At 72.0% G+C, this 16,574-nt stretch carries 14 protein-coding genes; 6 read left to right on the top strand and 8 right to left on the bottom strand.

The window, feature by feature from the left end; translation table 11 throughout:
• Positions 1 to 2: 2 nt before the first annotated feature.
• A complete protein-coding gene (locus OHT61_RS13300; protein ID WP_329038101.1) occupies positions 3 to 884 on the bottom strand; it encodes a hypothetical protein in 882 nt (293 codons plus the stop codon).
• Positions 885 to 1,039: 155 nt separating this feature from the next.
• Here OHT61_RS13300 and OHT61_RS13295 point away from each other — a divergent pair, with 155 nt between their 5' ends.
• Entirely contained in the window at positions 1,040 to 2,356 is a 1,317-nt protein-coding gene (locus tag OHT61_RS13295) for a sensor histidine kinase (protein ID WP_329038099.1), read from the top strand.
• Positions 2,357 to 2,404: 48 nt separating this feature from the next.
• On the opposite strand, the gene OHT61_RS13290 is transcribed toward OHT61_RS13295, so the two are convergent.
• Together OHT61_RS13290 and OHT61_RS13285 are read right to left on the bottom strand one after the other, a co-directional pair.
• Positions 2,405 to 2,923, bottom strand: coding sequence for an SUKH-3 domain-containing protein (locus tag OHT61_RS13290; RefSeq protein ID WP_329038096.1), 519 nt, complete (start codon positions 2,921 to 2,923; stop codon positions 2,405 to 2,407).
• A gap of 10 nt (positions 2,924 to 2,933) precedes the next feature.
• Positions 2,934 to 3,458, bottom strand: coding sequence for a YwqJ-related putative deaminase (locus tag OHT61_RS13285; protein WP_329038093.1), 525 nt, complete (start codon positions 3,456 to 3,458; stop codon positions 2,934 to 2,936).
• Between the two features lie 239 nt (positions 3,459 to 3,697).
• On the opposite strand from OHT61_RS13285, the gene OHT61_RS13280 reads away from it, so the two are divergent.
• The 3 genes from OHT61_RS13280 (at position 3,698) to OHT61_RS13270 (ending at position 8,166) form a co-directional block, all read left to right on the top strand.
• Positions 3,698 to 4,675: an SMI1/KNR4 family protein gene (locus OHT61_RS13280; protein WP_329038091.1), complete on the top strand. Its 978-nt coding sequence runs from the start codon at positions 3,698 to 3,700 to the stop codon at positions 4,673 to 4,675.
• A gap of 5 nt (positions 4,676 to 4,680) precedes the next feature.
• Complete coding sequence (locus OHT61_RS13275) at positions 4,681 to 7,068, top strand: SUKH-4 family immunity protein (protein WP_443049427.1); 2,388 nt, start codon at positions 4,681 to 4,683, stop codon at positions 7,066 to 7,068.
• A gap of 198 nt (positions 7,069 to 7,266) precedes the next feature.
• Positions 7,267 to 8,166 carry a cellulose-binding protein gene (locus OHT61_RS13270; protein WP_329038086.1) on the top strand — a complete coding sequence of 300 codons (900 nt, stop codon included), beginning with the start codon at positions 7,267 to 7,269 and terminating at the stop codon, positions 8,164 to 8,166.
• A 43-nt stretch (positions 8,167 to 8,209) separates the two neighbouring features.
• On the opposite strand, the gene OHT61_RS13265 is transcribed toward OHT61_RS13270, so the two are convergent.
• From OHT61_RS13265 to OHT61_RS13255, 3 genes are all read right to left on the bottom strand, one after another.
• Complete coding sequence (locus OHT61_RS13265) at positions 8,210 to 9,817, bottom strand: sodium/solute symporter (RefSeq protein WP_443049426.1); 1,608 nt, start codon at positions 9,815 to 9,817, stop codon at positions 8,210 to 8,212.
• Positions 9,814 to 10,329, bottom strand: coding sequence for a DUF485 domain-containing protein (locus tag OHT61_RS13260; RefSeq protein WP_329038083.1), 516 nt, complete (start codon positions 10,327 to 10,329; stop codon positions 9,814 to 9,816). Before OHT61_RS13260 ends, OHT61_RS13265 begins: the two co-directional genes overlap by 4 nt.
• Positions 10,330 to 10,473: 144 nt before the next feature.
• A complete protein-coding gene (locus OHT61_RS13255) occupies positions 10,474 to 12,090 on the bottom strand; it encodes an MFS transporter (protein WP_329038080.1) in 1,617 nt (538 codons plus the stop codon).
• Between the two features lie 337 nt (positions 12,091 to 12,427).
• Between OHT61_RS13255 and OHT61_RS13250 the strand changes: the two genes are divergently transcribed.
• Positions 12,428 to 13,216: an ABC transporter ATP-binding protein gene (locus OHT61_RS13250; RefSeq protein ID WP_329038078.1), complete on the top strand. Its 789-nt coding sequence runs from the start codon at positions 12,428 to 12,430 to the stop codon at positions 13,214 to 13,216.
• A complete protein-coding gene (locus OHT61_RS13245; RefSeq protein ID WP_329038075.1) occupies positions 13,213 to 15,795 on the top strand; it encodes an ABC transporter permease in 2,583 nt (860 codons plus the stop codon). The genes OHT61_RS13250 and OHT61_RS13245 overlap by 4 nt, the downstream gene beginning before the upstream one ends.
• Before the next feature lie 106 nt (positions 15,796 to 15,901).
• Here the strand turns inward: OHT61_RS13245 and OHT61_RS13240 are convergent, their stop codons facing one another.
• Both OHT61_RS13240 and OHT61_RS13235 read right to left on the bottom strand, forming a co-directional pair.
• Positions 15,902 to 16,276, bottom strand: coding sequence for a type II toxin-antitoxin system VapC family toxin (locus OHT61_RS13240; protein WP_329038073.1), 375 nt, complete (start codon positions 16,274 to 16,276; stop codon positions 15,902 to 15,904).
• Positions 16,276 to 16,518 (bottom strand): type II toxin-antitoxin system Phd/YefM family antitoxin, encoded by a 243-nt coding sequence (locus tag OHT61_RS13235; RefSeq protein ID WP_329038071.1) that lies wholly within the window; start codon positions 16,516 to 16,518, stop codon positions 16,276 to 16,278. The genes OHT61_RS13240 and OHT61_RS13235 overlap by 1 nt, the downstream gene beginning before the upstream one ends.
• Positions 16,519 to 16,574 lie beyond the last annotated feature (56 nt).

Below are 16,574 nucleotides of genomic sequence, written 5' to 3'. Positions count from 1 at the left end.
GTCTATCCGTTTATGTCCGATTCTCTTGATCGGCTTTGTCTGGCAGCCCCTACTATGCCGTACCACCAGCCTTCGATGCGACGGTACAGGTCCGCACTTCTCAGAACCCGGACCATGAGGCAACCCCGGTAGTGCTCACCGACGTTCTTCCTGTTCGTCTTCGGTGAGTGCCTCTTGACGGTCGTTTTGCCGAAACTCCCGGGCGGGGCGCCGGTGAGGGCGACCCAGAACCGCTCGACGGCCGGGGTGTCGGCGGTCTCGTGGACGTGGACGTGGAACCGCAGGTGCTCGGGGCCCACGCCCAGGAGGCGAAGCCATGCGAGGTAGACCTCGATCATGTCGGGGTCGCTGTTGACGAACGTGGCCCTCTCCTGCCTGCGGTGCGGCTTGGACTTCGAACCCTCCGACCAGTACAGGCCCACGCCCACCAGGAAGAGCTCGCGTGGGCTGAGCGGGCCGATCTCCGCCTCTGCGGCGCTCCTGGTCCGGACGCGCTCCGTCTCGCGCATCTCCAGCCTCGCTTCCCAGCCGCGACGAGCGATCTCGGAGGCCTGCTCCGGTGTCCGTCTGCGTTCGGGCCTCGGCAGGTCCCGCACCCACAGCGAGATCGAGCTCTTCGAGCACCCCAGCTCCACCTGGATCGCGTCGTAGGTCATCCCCTGGAGCCGCAGCTCCCGGGCCTTCGCGCGCAGGTCGTCCTTCGCGCGCGGCCGCTTCGTCCACTCCGGTGCCGGCTCGCCCTCCAGCAGGCGGTTGAGGATGTCGTTGTTGCCGACGTGCAGGCGGTCCCGGATCTGGCGGCGGCTCAGTCCTTCCCGCCGCATCGCGACGGCTCGCTCCCGCAGTGCCTCGAAATCCGCGTACTTGCCACCGGCATGTGTCATGCGGACAGCTTCGTCCGGAATGCGGACGTCCGGCATGGAAGGAGGCCCGGTTCACCGGATCGTGTGATCTGCGTATGTTCGCGGCGTGACCAGTGACTTTGCGTGCTGGTGGACTCACCGGAAAATGAGGTGCGCCCGCCCGTAGGCTGGATGCCATGACCGTAACGGGGGCAGACCGGGAAGCGGCGGGTCCGACCACCCGCGGTTACTGGTGGTGGGGGCGGCGACGGAGCGTCGCCCTGGATGTGGGACTCGCGCTGGTCTCGGCGCTGGAGTGCGCGCTGGAGGGGGTGTCGTTCGCCGGGAACACCGGGCTTCCCGTGCCGTTCGGCGTGCTGTTCGGCCTGCTGGCGGGGTCGGTGCTGGTGCTGCGCAGGCGGTGGCCGATCGCGGTGGTGCTGGTGTCGATCGCGACGACGCCCGCCGAGATGGGCTTCCTGATGGCGATCGTCGGCCTCTACACGCTGGCGGCGTCGGAGGTACCGCGGAGGATCACGGTCGTGCTGACGGGGATGACCCTGGTCGGCACCTTCATCGTGTCGTACGTGCGGCTGCGGCAGACGGTGGACGCCGACGCGGACTTCGGGCCGGGGGTCTGGTACGTCCCGGTCGTCTCGCTCTTCATGTCGCTGGGGCTGACGGCGCCGTCGGTGCTCTTCGGCCTGTACATCGGGGCCCGGCGCAGGCTGATGGAGAGCCTGCGGGAGCGGGCCGACTCGCTGGAGCGGGAGCTGTCGCTGCTGGCGGACCGGGCCGAGGAGCGGGCGGAGTGGGCGCGTACGGAGGAGCGGACGCGGATCGCCCGGGAGATGCACGACGTGGTGGCGCACCGGGTGAGTCTGATGGTGGTGCACGCTGCGGCGTTGCAGGCGGTGGCTCCGAAGGATCCGGCGAAGGCGGTGCGGAACGCGGCGCTGGTGGGTGACATGGGCCGGCAGGCGCTGACGGAGCTGCGGGAGATGCTCGGGGTGCTGCGGAGCGGTGACGCGCTGGTCGCGCCGCCCGCGGGGCTGGTGCCGCTGGCTTCGGTGGGGCGGGCGGCGGCGGCCGCCGCGGCCGTGGTGGTGGATGAGGGGCCGCGGCTGTGCGAGGTGGAGGCGCTGGTGGCGCAGTCCCGTGAGGCGGGGATGACGGTGGAGCTGTCGGTGGAGGGGGAGCTGCGGGATTACGCGCCGGAGGTGGAGCAGACGGCGTACCGGGTGGTGCAGGAGGCGCTGACGAACGTGCACAAGCATGCGGCGGGTGCGAGGACGTGGGTGCGGCTGGCGCATCGGGGCGCGGAGGTGGCGATGCAGGTGGAGAACGGTCCGTCGGACGGGGCGGCGGCGGATGCGGGGCTGCCGAGCGGGGGCAACGGCCTGGTGGGGATGCGGGAGCGGGTGCTGGGGCTCGGTGGTGTGTTCGTGTCGGGTCCGACGGATGCGGGGGGTTTCCGGGTGTCGGCGGTGCTGCCGGATGCCGGGGCGGTCTGAGGCGTGTCGTGCGGGGGCGGGGCCGGGGCCCGGTGGGGTGTCCGGGGTTCAGCCGGAGGTGAGCCGGGTGGGCTGGGCGCCGGTCATGAGGGCTTCGAGGGCCCGGTCGATGTCGGAGCCGAGGTACCAGTCGCCGGTGTGGTCGATGGAGTAGACGCGTCCTTCGCTGTCGATGGCGAGGACCGCCTGGCCGTCGCCCTCTTCGCCGAGGGGCGCGACTTCGGTGTCCAGGGCGCGGCCGAGGTCGGCGAGGGTGCGGGCGAGGTGGAGTCCGCCGAGCGGGTCGATGGCCACGGTGGTGGTGGCGATCTGCCGGCCGGGGGCGATGGCGGTGATGCGGAGGCCGCCGAATTCGGCCCAGGCTTCGACGGCGGCGGGGAAGACGGCGTGCTGGTGGCCTGCGGGGGAGGCGTGGGAGCGGAGGGCGTCGGCCCATTCCTCGGCCTGGCGGATGTCCCAGCGTCCGGGTGCCCATCCGGCGTTGCGGAGTGCCGTGTCGACGTTGAGCGAGAAGCGGGTGGCGGGGGTGTGGTGCTGTTGGGCGGGCAGTCCGGTGCTGTCGTGCATGGTGGTGTGGTCAGCCCTTCTCGGCCGTGGTCGCCGTGCCCGTGCCGGCGAGGTCGACGGGGCGCACGCCGAAGTGGGCGAGCATCGCCGTGCAGGAGCGGCAGGGGGGTGCGTAGCTGCCGTGGAGGGGGTCGCCGTCCTCGCGGATGTGGCGGGCGGTGAGGCGGGCGTGTTTGAGTGCGCGGCGGGCCTCACCGTTGGTGAGGGGTTTGCGCTGGGCTCTTTTGGAGCGGTTCTCGTCTGCGGCGTTGAGTTGCCGTGACAGGAGTATGGCCTCGGGGCAGCGTCCGGTGAAGCGTTCGCGCTGGTTGCTGGTGAGGGTGTCGAGGAAGTCCTGTACGAGTGCGTGGAGGGCCGGTGGCTGGTCGCCCTTGCCCGCGGTGCAGGTGAGGGTCTCTCCGCGTACGGACAGGGCTGCGGCCACCGCGGGCAGGATTCCGTCGCGGCGGTGGTGGAGTCTGGGCGTCCGGCTGGGTTCGGTGGTGCTCCAACTGAGTCGCGGATCTCCGGATGTGACTGTTTGTGCTGTGTGCATGACGATCGTGTCCCTCCCGTGCAATCCCCCGAGTTGCGGGGGACAGCCTGCCAAATGTGCAGGGTGCTGGGGAAGCTGGGGCGGGGAAACGTGTCTGCGTGTCGCGGCCCGGTGGCCGTGTTGTCGCGCGTCCGTCACGCGGTGGTGACGTTCGGTGAGTGGGGATGCGGGGGCGGGGGGCCTTGTTGCGTCACGGCATAGGCTGTGCGGAACACCGGACGCAGCAGGGGGCAACCGCCATGACGACAGGTCGGCTCGGGCAGCAAGCCGCGCCACCGAACGCGGCTTATGCGGGGCAGGTCGTTCATTTCCCGGATCCTGTCCGGGCGTCCCGTCACCCGAGGGGTGTTCGTGTGGACGGGGACGGCTATCCGGTGCTTTCGCCCTATGCGCGGGCGGCCGCGGAGATCGCGGATCCGCCTCCGGGGTTCGGTGTCGACGAGTTGCGGCTGACGGACTACGTGTCGGCGAACGCGGCGTCGGCGGCGAGCGGTCACGAGTTGTGGGAGACCATTCCGTCGGTGGCGACGCCGCACGGCTGGACGTGGCATCACGTGGCGGGTGGCCGGCGGATGGAGCTGGTGCCGATCGAGGTGAAGGCGCTGCTGCGTCATCACGGTGGTCTGGCGACGGCTTCGGTGGATCAGGAGCGTCGGGGTACGCGGCCGCTGCAGGAGACGCGTCCTGCTCATTTCCGGCTTCCCAAGGGGTCGGTGGCGGTGGGCGAGCAGCAGATCCTGGGTGTCGAGGAGGATCTGGGCTACCGGCTTCCGGGTGCGTACCGGTCGTTCCTGAAGGCGGCCGGCGGGTCGGCCCCGGTGGGGGTGGCGCTGGACGCGGAGCTGGGTCTTCTGGTGGATCAGCCGTTCTTCACGGTGCGCGAGGAGGCGGCCGTGAACGACCTGGTGTACGTGAACAAGTGCCTGCGGGACCACTTCACGAAGGATTTCCTGGGCGTGGGTTTCGTGCAGGGCGGCATTCTGGCGCTGAAGGTGCGTGGCACCGGCGTGGGTTCGGTGTGGTTCTGTCCGTACGACGATGCGCGGGACCGGGACGGCTGGGGTGTGCAGGAGCGGGTGGACCGGCTTCTGCTGCCGTGCGGTGAGGACTTCGACGCCTTCCTCCAGCGTCTTGCGGGCAGCCCGCCGGAGTTGGAGACGGTGGCGAACCTGATGGTGGACGGCGGCTTCGCGCGGTCCGTCCCGGTGGAGGGGTGAGCGCGGTGGTGACGTTCGCGCAGGCGCAGGAGCGTGCGGATGAGTGGGTCAACGGTGATGTGCCCGCGTATCAGCACCGCGAGGTCCGGGTCCGTGAGTTCGAGCTGGGTTTCGTGGTGTGGGCCGAGGACCGGGCCGAGGGTCCGGTGTCGGACGGTGGCCGTCAGCGGCTGGTGATCGCCCGGGACAGTGGTGAGGCGACGTTGTGGCCGGGGCTGCCGGTGGGTGAGGTGATACGGCGGTACGAGGAGGAGTACGGGGTCTCGGCCGGGGCGCAGGACGTGGCGGAGCCGCCGCAGCGCATCGATCTGAACCAGACGTCGTTCCTGCTGAGTCCGCCGGAGTGGCTTCAGGAGGCGGCGGACAAGCTGGGGATCCCGGACCGGCGTCCGGGTGCGGGGGAGTCCTCGCGGACCGCTGCCGCTCCCGCCGCTCCTTCGGCGGGCTCCGGTCCGGGAGCCGCGGCCGGCGTGGCCGGCGGGGCCGCGTGGCCGGCTGCCGCCGACGAGGAGGACCACGAGCCGACGGCTTCGGACGGTGTGCCGGCCGGGGGTACTCCGTGGGCGGGTACGGACACGAACGCGCACGAGGGGGCCGGGGTGCCGCTGCCGGCGACGGTGTTCGCGCCGCCGCTGTCGGGTTCGGACGACGACGGGACTCCGCCTCCGGTCGTCCCGGCGGAGGCGCCGACGGCGTTGATGTCGGGGGGCAGCGGGCTGCCTGCGACGGCGGTGGTCCCGGGGCTCGATCCTCAGGGTCCGCGGCCGGGACCGGCCGGTCCGGGGGCTCTCGCGGCGCCGGGTGCCCCGGCTGTTCCGGGTGCTCCGGCGCCGGGTGCCGGGGACATCGCGGACGCCTCGACGAGCAGGGCCGTGGTGCCTCCCAGGGGTGCGCGGGGTGCGGGGCCGACGACTCCGCCGCCTCCCGGGGCGCCGGGTACGCCCGGGATGCCGCCGGGTGCGCCTGGTGGGCCCGCGGGCGGTTACGTGCCGACGCAACTGGTCTCGCAGCTGGGCCCGCCCGCCGGGCCGCCGCCTCCGGGTGTGCCGCAGCCGCCTGCTCCTCCCGGGCCCCCGGGGCCGCCCGGTTCCACGCCGCCCGCGGACGGTGCGGCGCACCATGACGCGACGGTGTTCGCGGGCACGGGCGGCCCGGGCGCGCCGCGTCCGCCGGGGCCTCCGGGACCGCCGGGTGCTCCGCAGCCGGGTGTGACGCCTCCGGGGCCGCCCGGGCCCCCTCCCGGTCCCACGCCGCCTCCGGGTGGCGGGGTGCACCACGCTGCGACGATGCTGGCGGGCCCCGGTGCTCCGCAGCCTCCGGGCCCTCCCGGTGTTCCGGGTGCTTCCGGGACGGTGCCGCCGCCCGGTGCGCACACGCCACCGCCCGGGGCGTACGGCCATCCGCAGCAGCCGTCGGGTCGGCCGACGGTCGGCCCTGGGTACCAGGCCGTGCTGAGGTTCCGCGCGGCCGACGGCAGCGAGCAGCAGCTGATCCGGCGCTCGGAGCCGGGTACTCCGCATCCGGAGTGGCGGATGCTGCACGAGCTGCGCGGCATGAACGTGCCGCCGCAGCAAGTCATCGAGCTGCACACGGAGCTGGAGTCCTGTGAGCTGCCGGGTGGTTACTGCGCGCGGATGATCCGTGAGACGTGGCCGCAGGTGCGGATCACGAGTGTCGCCCCGTACGGCACCGATCATGCGAGCCGGCAGCAGGGGATGCAGCATCTGCTGACGCATCAGGGCGAGTTGCACCAGGTGGCGGACGGGCCCGCGCGGCCCGCTCCGGTGCGGGCGCCGCTGCCGCAGGTGCCGCCGGCCCCGGCGCTGCCGCCGGAGGCGCTGGCGGAGGAGATGCACGGGGCGTTCGGACCGAACGGTGTGCTGCGGTTCGACCAGCGTGCCGTGTCCCGTCAGGGTGTGCCGGAGGTCGTGGCGCGGACGCTGGTCTGGGCGGGGCTGCCCGTCGACTTCGGGCCGTTCTTCTGGGCGCAGCCGGGTCATCCGGTGGTGCCGACGCTGGCGGAGCTCGCGGCGCAGCGGCAGGTGCAGCCCGCGTCGGACGCGGGTTCGTATCTGGTGATGGGGTCGGACTTCGGCCGGGCGGTCTGTGTGCAGTACGGGACGGCGAACATCGTGGCCGTTCCGGTGGAGGCGGGTCCGGGCGGTCAGCCGGTGCCGCCGCAGTTCGTGAACACGGGGCTGCCGGAGTTCGTGCGGTCGATGGCGCTGCTGGGGCGGATGTGGCGGTTGCGGTTCGGCTTGAATCCGGAGCAGGCGGGCCGCTGGACGGTCGATTTCCAGGCGCAGTTGGTGGCGCTGGATCCGGCGGCGCTGGCGTCTCCGGAGAGCTGGTGGTCGGTCCTGCTGGAGCAGATGTGGGACGGCCTGCTGTGATCTGATCGGTTCTGGTCTGTTGTGCGCGTGAGGCGTCCGGCCCCTTTCGGGGACGGGCGCCTTTCGTGTGCGCTTTGTGATGTCGGCCGCTTCCGTCCTGAATACAGCTGATCGATTCCGACTTCCGGGCCAATTACCGCATCCTTGACGTATTGCTTCATGGTCGGGGAGTCGGAGAGCGGGAAGAGGGCTTCAGGGATGAGTGGTGGACCGGTGTCCGCGCACGGTTTTGTCGGCGTACGGGGGCGTGGCTACAGCCCTGAGCAGGTGGACCGGGCGGTGTCCTCGCTGTCGGCGGAGCGGGACGCGGCTCTGGACCGGATCTCCCGGCTGACCGCACTGGGGGAGGAACTGGCCGCCGAGTCCGCGCGGCTGGCCGGGGTGGTGGCCTCGCTGGCACCGCAGACGTACGTGTCGCTGGGGGAGCGGGCGCAGCGGATCCTGGCCCTGGCGGAGGCCGAGGCGGAGGCGGCGCGCGGTGCGGCGCTGGAGGAGGCGCAGGCGCTGCGGGACGCGGCGGACGAGGCGGGCCGGGCGGCGCGTGAGGCGGCGAGGGAACGTTCCGGTGAGGTCCGGGCGGCGGCGGACGCAGCCGCGGAGAAGGAGCTGGCCGCGGCGCGGGACCGTGCCGGGTCGCTGGTGGAGGACGCGCGCCGGGAGGCCGGCGAGACGCGCGGGGCGGCGGACGCGGAGATGGCCGAGACGCGCCGCCGTACGGCCGGTGTGCTGACGCACCAGGAGCAGGAGCACACCGAGCGGGGCAAGGCGGTGGACGCCGAGACCGCCGCCGCGGAGTCCGCCATGGCGGAGCGCGAGGCCGAGCTGGCCGCTCGCGGGGAGGCGCTGCTCGCCCAGGGGCGGAAGCGGTCCGCGGAGGCGGAGGAGGCGGCCCGGCACCGTCAGGAGGACGCGGAGGCGCGGGCCGCCGAGCTGCTGTCGGAGGCGAGGGCGGCCGAGGAGCGGGTGGGCCGGGAGACGGACCGGATCCTGCGGGAACACCTGGAGAGCCGCGAGGAGTTGCAGGCGCACATGACGCACGTGCGGAACTCGCTGGCGGCGCTGACCGGGCGCGTCCCGGCGGGTCCGGCGGGGGGCTGACGCCGGGGTGTCCGGGGCCGGTGGCGGCCCGGGGCCGGTGACTTCACCGGCGTCCGGCGGGCGGGGCTCCGGCCAGGATCCAGGGCTCGACGGCTTCGTACCGGCGGCGCTGCGCGGCACTGTCGTCGTCGCCGCCCCGAACGCTGCCCAGCCATCCGGCGAGGAAGCCGAAGGGGATGGAGACCAGCCCGGTCGTGGTGAGCGGGAACCAGTTGAAGTCGCGGTGGGGGAAGACGGATCCGGGTGACCCGGAGACCAGGTCGGTGCCGGTGATGAGGACGAGGACGCACGCCGTGCCGCCGAGGAGGGTCCAGAGCAGCCCGGTGCGGGTGTAGCGGCGCCAGAACATGCTGTAGACGAGTGCCGGGGCGATGGCGGACGCCCCGATGCAGAAGGACAGGGTCACCAGGGCCTGCACGTTCCAGTGGCGGGCGAGGACGGCCAGGGTGACGGCGAGGGTGCCCACGGCGACGGCCGAGCCGCGTGCGGTGACCAGTTCGGTGCGGGGGTCCATGGCGGCGCGGGCGCGCAGCCCGTGGTGGAACAGGTCGTGGGCGAGGGAGTTGGCGCAGGCCAGGATCATTCCGGCGACGGAGGCCAGCAGGGTCAGGAAGATGGCGGTGGTCATGGTCGTGACGATCAGCGCCCCGATCTCGCCGCCGCCCGCGACGGCTCCCGAGACCTCGAGGATCGCGCTGTTCCCCTGGGCGCCCGCGGCGGTGATGCGGTCGTGCCCGACGAGGGCTGCGGCTCCGAAGCCGATGACGGTGAGCAGCAGGCAGAGGCCGACGACGACGCAGACCGCCCAGGACATGGAGCGGCGCACGGCCCGGGCGTCGCGGACCCCCGTCATCCGCATGGTGATGTGGGGCAGGCAGGCGGCGCCGAGGACGACGGTCAGTTCGGAGCTGATCATGTCGAGGTCGTTGCCGCCGAACTGCAGTCCCGCGTGCAGGTAGGCGACGCCCGCGCCGCTGCCGGTCTCCGCGGCGCGCAGGAGTGCGCCGGTGTCCCAGTCGAAGCGGTCGAGGACGAGGACGGAGACGAGGAGCCCGGCGCCGAGCAGGACGACGGTCTTGACGATCTGGATGAGGGCGGTGCCCTTCATGCCGCCGATGGCCGCGTAGCCGGTCATGACGACGCCGAGGGTGATGATCGATCCGGTGCGGAACCCGGAGCTGTCGAAGCCGAGGATGAAGGAGAGCAGGTTCCCGCTGCCGGCGAGCTGGACGACCATCAGCGGCAGCAGGGCGGCGAGGGTGACCGTGCAGGAGGCGATGCGGGCGGCCCGGCCGGGGGCCCGGCGGGTGAGCATGTCGCCCATGGTGAACCGGCCCGCGTTGCGCAGGGGTTCGGCCAGCAGGAACATCAGCAGGACGAGGGAGAGCGCCGTGCTGAGGGCGAGGACGACGCCGTCGTGGCCGGTGAGGGCGATGACCCCGGTGGTGCCGAGGACCGTGGCGGCGGAGAGGTAGTCACCGGCGACGGCGAGGCCGTTGCGCAGGGGGCCGAGCGAGCGGTAGCCGGTGTAGTACTCGTCGAGGTCGTCGCGGTCGGGGCCGGTCATCACGCAGAGCAGCAGGGTGACGCTGGCCACGGCGATGAACGCGGTCAGGGACATGGTCTGGGCCGACTCGTCGAACCCGTTCACCGGCCCGCTCCCGTCCCGCGGTCCGTGGTCCGCCGGGTGTCCGTGACCCCGCCGGCGGCCCGGTCGCGCAGTCCCGCGCAGAGCGGGTCGACGGTGCGCCGGGCCGTCCACTCGTACAGGGCGATGGCCGTGAGGGTGACGGGGAGCTGGCACAGGCCGAGGAGGAGGCCGGTGGTGAGCCCGCTGTCGCCCACGGGGCGGGTCATGAGGGCGGGGGCGTAGCCGGAGAGGAGGAGGAAGAGGGTGAAGTAGCCGAGCGCGGTGAGGGTCGATACGCGGCGCAGCAGGCGGTAGGCGGTGCGGAGCCGGCGGAGGTCGCCGTGGTGGCCGGGTGCGGAGGCCCGGCGCGGGGCCGGTGGCCGGGGGCGGGGCGGTCCCGGCGGCGGGGAGCTCTGCCAGGGCAGCAGGTAGTCGCCGGGGTAGGGCGGCGGTGGCGGCCGGTGGGGGCGTGGGGGCTGCCGGGGCGGCGGGGGGTGGTGCGGGTACGGGGGCGGCTGCGAGTCGTACGGCAAGGCGGTGCTCCTTGCATGGCTCGGGCCCGGGGACGGGCTGCAAGGCAGACGCGCGGGTGCGCTGTCGGGAGCGCGTACGTTACTCGCGGGTATCGCGAAGGGGGAGGGTTACGGTCGAACTACCGTAGGTAACTCGCCAGTTGTCTAGTCCTTGGGCGCCGGGGGAGCGCTCTCGTGCTCGTCCAGCACGGGAAAGCGGCGCGGGGCGACCACGACGAGCACCAGCAGGGCGAGGGCCGCGGCGACCGCGGCACCGGTGAACACGTGGTCGACGGCGGTGTCGACGGCCCTGCGCAGATAGTCCGTCGCGGCGGCGGAGAGGGCGGCCGGGTCCTCCAGGGCGTGCGAGACGGCGTCCAGGTCGCCGGGCAGGCCCGGGACGGGTGCGTCGGACAGCCGGGAGGCGAGCACCCCGTTCGCGACGGCGCCGAAGAGGGCGGCGCCCACGCTCTGGCCGACCTGCCGGCAGAAGAGCACGGACGCCGTCGTCGTCCCGCGCTCCGCCCATCCGACCGTCGACTGGACGCCGACGATCAGGGGCAGCTGGAACAGGCCGAGCGTCGCCCCGAGCAGCAGCATCAGCAGCGCGGGCTGCCAGGCGGAGCCGGGGTAGGGGAGCAGCGGGAAGCAGAGAAGGACGAGCAGGGCGCCGGAGATGCCGATGATCGCGGTACGGCGGAAGCCGATGCGGTTGTAGACCCGGTCGGACAGGGCGGCGGAGACCGGCCAGCTCAGCGTCATCACGGACAGCACGAACCCCGCGGCGATCGGGCCGAGTCCGAGGACCGACTGGGCGTAGGTCGGCAGGAAGACGGTCGGGGCGACCATCAGCAGGCCCATCGCGCCGAGGGCGAGGTTGACCGAGGCGATGGTGCGGCGCCGCCAGACCCAGCCGGGGATGACCGGTTCGGCGGCCCGCCGCTCGATGGCGACGGTCAGGGCGGCCAGTGCGGCGGTCCCGGCCAGCAGCCCCAGTGACGGCGCCGAGAGCCACGGCCAGGCGACCCCTCCCTGGACGAGGGCGGTCAGCAGGAGCGCACCGGTGGCGAAGACGGCGAGGGCGCCCGCCCAGTCGACGCGGGGGCGGACGGCGGGGCGCGGCCGGGCCGGTTCGTGGAGGTGACGGGCCACCAGCCACAGGGCGACGGCGCCGACCGGCAGGTTGATCAGGAAGATCCAGCGCCAGTCGGCGTACGCGGCGAGCAGTCCGCCGGCGGCCGGTCCCGCCACGGCGGACGTGGCCCAGACCGTGGACAGCTTCGCCTGGATCTTCGGGCGTTCCTTGAGCGGGTACAGGTCCGCCGCGATGGTCTGCACCGTGCCCTGGAGGGCGCCGCCGCCCAGACCCTGGACGACGCGGAAGGCGATCAGGGCCGCCATGTTCCACGCCGCGGCGCAGAGCAGGGAACCGGTGAGGAACAGGACGATGCCGGCGATCAGGACGGGCTTGCGGCCGAAGGTGTCGGAGAGTTTCCCGTACACCGGCAGGGTGACGGTCACCGCCAGCAGGTAGCCGGAGAAGAGCCAGGAGAAGACGGAGAAACCGCCGAGGTCGCCGACGATCTGCGGGACGGCGGTGGCGACGATGGTGCCGTCGATGGCGGCGAGACCCATGCCCAGCATCAGGGCCGCGGCGACCGGTCTTCGGGCCCGGTCGGCGTCCGGCGCCGTGCCCCGGGGGGCCGTTGCGCGTACCGCTTCCGGACGGTCCGTACCGCCGACGCTCTCCGTGCCGCCCACCGGGGTCCCTTCCCTATGCATCTATTTCCTGGGGGCCACTGTCCCACCAGCGGCACGGGAAGGGCAGACGCGGGCCGAGGGGTGAGACCCCTACCCGGGGCCCTCCCCGGGGCCCGGACCCCTAGGGGGAGCTCCGTAGTACGGCCCAGGGATCGTTCCTCCCGCCGGAGGACGAGAGCGGCGGGCCCCGCTCCTTACCGTGGTCCTACGTCGCCGATGCGGCCCGCCGCAGGGGGAGGGGTGGGGAAAACCCCAGGCGAAGACTGCGCCGGGCACCAGGGCGCGTGAGGCCCCTCGCACACGAGACTCGACACGTACACCGAGACGTCCAGGCATTGACCGACATAGGAGAGAAACCGTGACAACGGCTGTGACCATTCCCAGGCACGGGGACACCGGAGGGCGTACAGCCGTCGCTGCGCGGGCGCGGCAGGTCGTCAAGGCGTACGGGGCGGGGGAGACCAGGGTGGTGGCCCTCGACCACGTCGACGTGGACATCGCCCGCGGGCAGTTCACCGCGATCATGGGCCCGTCCGGGTCGGGCAAGTCGACCCTGATGCACTGCCTCGCCGGCCTGGACACGGTGACCTCCGGTCACATCCACCTGGCCGACACCGAGATCACCGGTCTCAAGGACAAGAAGCTCACCCAGCTGCGCCGGGACCGGATCGGGTTCATCTTCCAGGCGTTCAACCTGCTCCCGACGCTCAACGCGATCGAGAACATCACGCTGCCGATGGACATCGCCGGCCGCAAGCCCGACGCCGCCTGGCTGCGCCAGGTCGTGGAGACCGTCGGTCTCGCCGACCGGCTGAAGCACCGGCCCACCCAGCTCTCCGGCGGTCAGCAGCAGCGCGTCGCGGTGGCCAGGGCGCTCGCGGCCCGGCCCGAGATCATCTTCGGCGACGAGCCGACCGGGAACCTCGACTCGCGGGCCGGCGCCGAGGTGCTGTCCTTCCTCCGCAAGTCCGTGGACGAGCTGGGCCAGACCATCGTCATGGTCACGCACGACCCGGTGGCCGCCTCGTACGCGGACCGGGTGCTGTACCTCGCGGACGGATCGATCGTCGACGAGATGCAGAACCCCACGGCCGAGCAGGTCCTCGACCGCATGAAGGACTTCGACGCGCGCGGGCGGACGTCATGACCGTGTGGAAGACCTCGATGCGCAACTTCCTGGCGCACAAGGGGCGGATGGCGCTGTCCGCCGTCGCGGTCCTGCTGTCGGTGGCGTTCGTGTGCGGCACGCTCGTCTTCACGGACACCATGAACACCACCTTCGACAAGCTCTTCGCCGCGACCTCCGCCGACGTGACGGTCAGTCCCAAGGCGGCCGGCGGCGCCGACGACATCCCGGAGAACGGCAAGCCCGCGGCACTGCCGCAGTCCGTCGTGTCCGAGGTCGCGGGCGCCGACGGTGTGAAGAAGGCCGAGGGCGCCGTCACGAGCATGGCCGTCACACTGGTCGACAGCCACGACAAGAACCTCGGTTCGGACACCGGTGCCCCGACCATCGCGGGCAACTGGACCGAGAACGACCTGCGGTCCATGGAGATCACCTCCGGCCACGCCCCGCGCGGCCCCACCGAGGCGATGATCGACGCGGACACGGCGGAGAAGCACCACCTGAAGATCGGTGACGAGGTGCGCACCATCGCCGTCACCGGGGACATCCGGGCGAAGGTCACCGGTATCGCCTCGTTCACCGTGACCAACCCCGGTGCGGCCGTCGTCTACCTCGACACCGCCACCGCCCAGCAGAAGCTCCTGGGCGCCCCCGGCGTGTTCACGCACATCGCCGTCACCGCCGAACCCGGCGTGAGCGATGCGCAGTTGAAGCGGAACGTCGGCGCGGTCCTGGGCGACCAGGGGGCGTACAAGCTCCGGACCCAGAAGGAGAGCGCGGCGGACAACAAGGACTCCATGGGCTCGTTCCTGGACGTCATGAAGTACGCGATGCTCGGGTTCGCCGGGATCGCGTTCCTCGTCGGCATCTTCCTGATCGTCAACACCTTCTCGATGCTCGTCGCCCAGCGCACCCGTGAGATCGGCCTGATGCGGGCCATCGGCTCCAGCCGCAAGCAGGTCAACCGGTCCGTGCTCATCGAGGCGGTCCTGCTGGGCATCGTCGGATCGGTCCTGGGTGTCGGGGCGGGCATCGGCCTCGCCGTCGGGCTGATGAAGCTCATGGGTGCCATGGGCATGGAACTGTCGACCAGGGACCTCACCATCGCCTGGACGACGCCGGTGATCGGGCTGGTGCTCGGCATCGTCGTCACCGTCCTCGCCGCGTACATCCCGGCCCGCCGGGCCGGCAAGGTCTCCCCGATGGCAGCGCTGCGCGACGCCGGTACCCCCGCCGACGCCAGGTCCGGCTGGGTCCGGGCTGCCCTGGGGCTCGTCCTGACCGGTGCGGGCGCCGCCGGCCTCTGGGCGACGACCCGGGTGGACGACGCGACCGAGGGTTCGCTCTACCTGGGCCTCGGCGTGGTCCTCACCCTGATCGGCTTCATCGTGATCGGCCCGCTGCTCGCCGGGGGGATCGTGCGGGTCCTCGGTGCCGTCGTCCTGCGGCTGTTCGGGCCCGTAGGCCGGCTGGCGGAGCGCAACGCACTGCGCAACCCGCGCCGTACGGGAGCGACGGGCGCCGCCCTGATGATCGGCCTGGCCCTGGTCGCCTGCCTCTCGGTCGTCGGCTCCTCCATGGTCGCCTCGGCCACCGACGAGCTCGACAAGTCGGTCGGCACGGACTTCATCGTCCAGTCGAACACGGGCCAGCTGATCGTGCCGCAGGCCGCGCAGGCCATGGAGAAGGTGCCGGGCATCGCGCGCGTCACCGACTACAAGGTCCTCTCCGCGAAGCTCACCAACCCCGACGGCTCGACCGTCGACGAGGACGTCACCGCGGCCGACCCGACCTACCCGCAGGACCTGCGGCGCAAGACCGTCGCCGGGGACCTCGCGAAGGCCTACGGCGCGGACTCGATGTCGGTCGGCTCGGACTACGCCGCCCTCCACAAGATCAAGGCCGGGGACGAGATCACCGTCGCGTTCAAGGCCGGTGAGACCGCGAAGCTCAAGGTCGCCGCGATCACCTCGGACGAGACGAACGTCGACAAGGGCGCGATGTACATCAACGTCACGACCGCCGAGCGCTACGTCTCCGCCGACAGGATGCCCACGAACATGATCATGTTCGCCTCGGCCGAGGACGGCAAGGAGAAGGAGGCGTACGCCGCGCTCAAGAGCGCCCTCGCCCCGTACCCGCAGTACAAGGTGCAGAACCAGGCCGACTTCAAGGAGGACCTGAAGGACCAGATCGGCCAGCTGCTGAACATCGTGTACGGCCTGCTCGCCCTGGCGATCATCGTGGCGGTGCTGGGTGTCGTGAACACCCTGGCCCTGTCGGTCGTCGAGCGGACCCGGGAGATCGGCCTGATGCGGGCGATCGGCCTCTCCCGCCGCCAGCTGCGCCGGATGATCCGGCTGGAGTCCGTGGTGATCGCCCTCTTCGGCGCCCTGCTCGGACTCGGCCTGGGCATGGGCTGGGGAACCTCGGCCCAGAAGCTGCTCGCCCTCGAAGGCCTCGGGGTCCTGGAGATCCCCTGGCCGACGATCCTCACGGTGTTCGTCGCCTCGGCCTTCGTCGGACTGTTCGCCGCCCTGGTCCCGGCCTTCCGGGCCGGCCGGATGAACGTCCTGAACGCCATCGCCACGGACGGGTGACGCAGCCCGCCGCAGGCTGACCGCACCGGCCCCGGGACGTCCCTCCAGACGTCCCGGGGCCGGTGCGCGTCCGGGTGCGGAGCCGCGGCCGGGCGGGCACGACCGGTCAGGCGTGCATGACGGGCACGTCGTACTGGGGGATCCACTTGTCGCGGGTGACGACCGTCAGTCCCTCGGTCTGGGCCTGGGCGACGAGGATGCGGTCGAAGGGGTCGCGATGGAGCGGGGGGAGGCGGCCTGCCTTGACGCCGTGCCCTGCGGTGATCGCGAGGCTTGTCAGCTGACAGTCCCGCACTCGCTCCGCGAGATCATCGGGTCCTGCGAGTTTTCCGGCGGACTGCTTGATGGCGATCTCCCACGGAGTCGCGGCACTGAGGTACACGGCGGGTTCCGTGTCGATCAGGTCCTTGATCTCGTCGGAGAGTTCGGGGGAGTCGTCGAGCCACCACAGGGCGACATGGGTGTCGAGCAGAAGGCGCATCAGCGCATCCCGAACGCTTCGGCGATGTCGTCCGGGAGCTCGTCGAAGTCATCGGGGATGTGAATCCGTCCCCGGAGGGAGCCGCGACCGGTCCGCCGTACTTTCGGATGGAGGGGCACGACCTTCGCGATGGGCTCACCGGCCCGGCTGATGACGACCTCCTCACCGGTCTCGACCTGCTGCAGTATCCGGGAGAAATGCGTCTTCGCCTCGTGCACGTTGTACTGCCGGGCTGCTTCCATGACCGCCTCGCTCGGGCCAGAAGTGGACTAGCTGCTGGACTAAGGCTAGCCCCGCT

The organism is Streptomyces sp. NBC_00178 (genome assembly GCF_036206005.1).
GTDB lineage: Bacteria > Actinomycetota > Actinomycetes > Streptomycetales > Streptomycetaceae > Streptomyces.
Note: the sequence above shows the minus strand (reverse complement) of the source record. Positions and strands in the feature narration are given on the sequence as shown.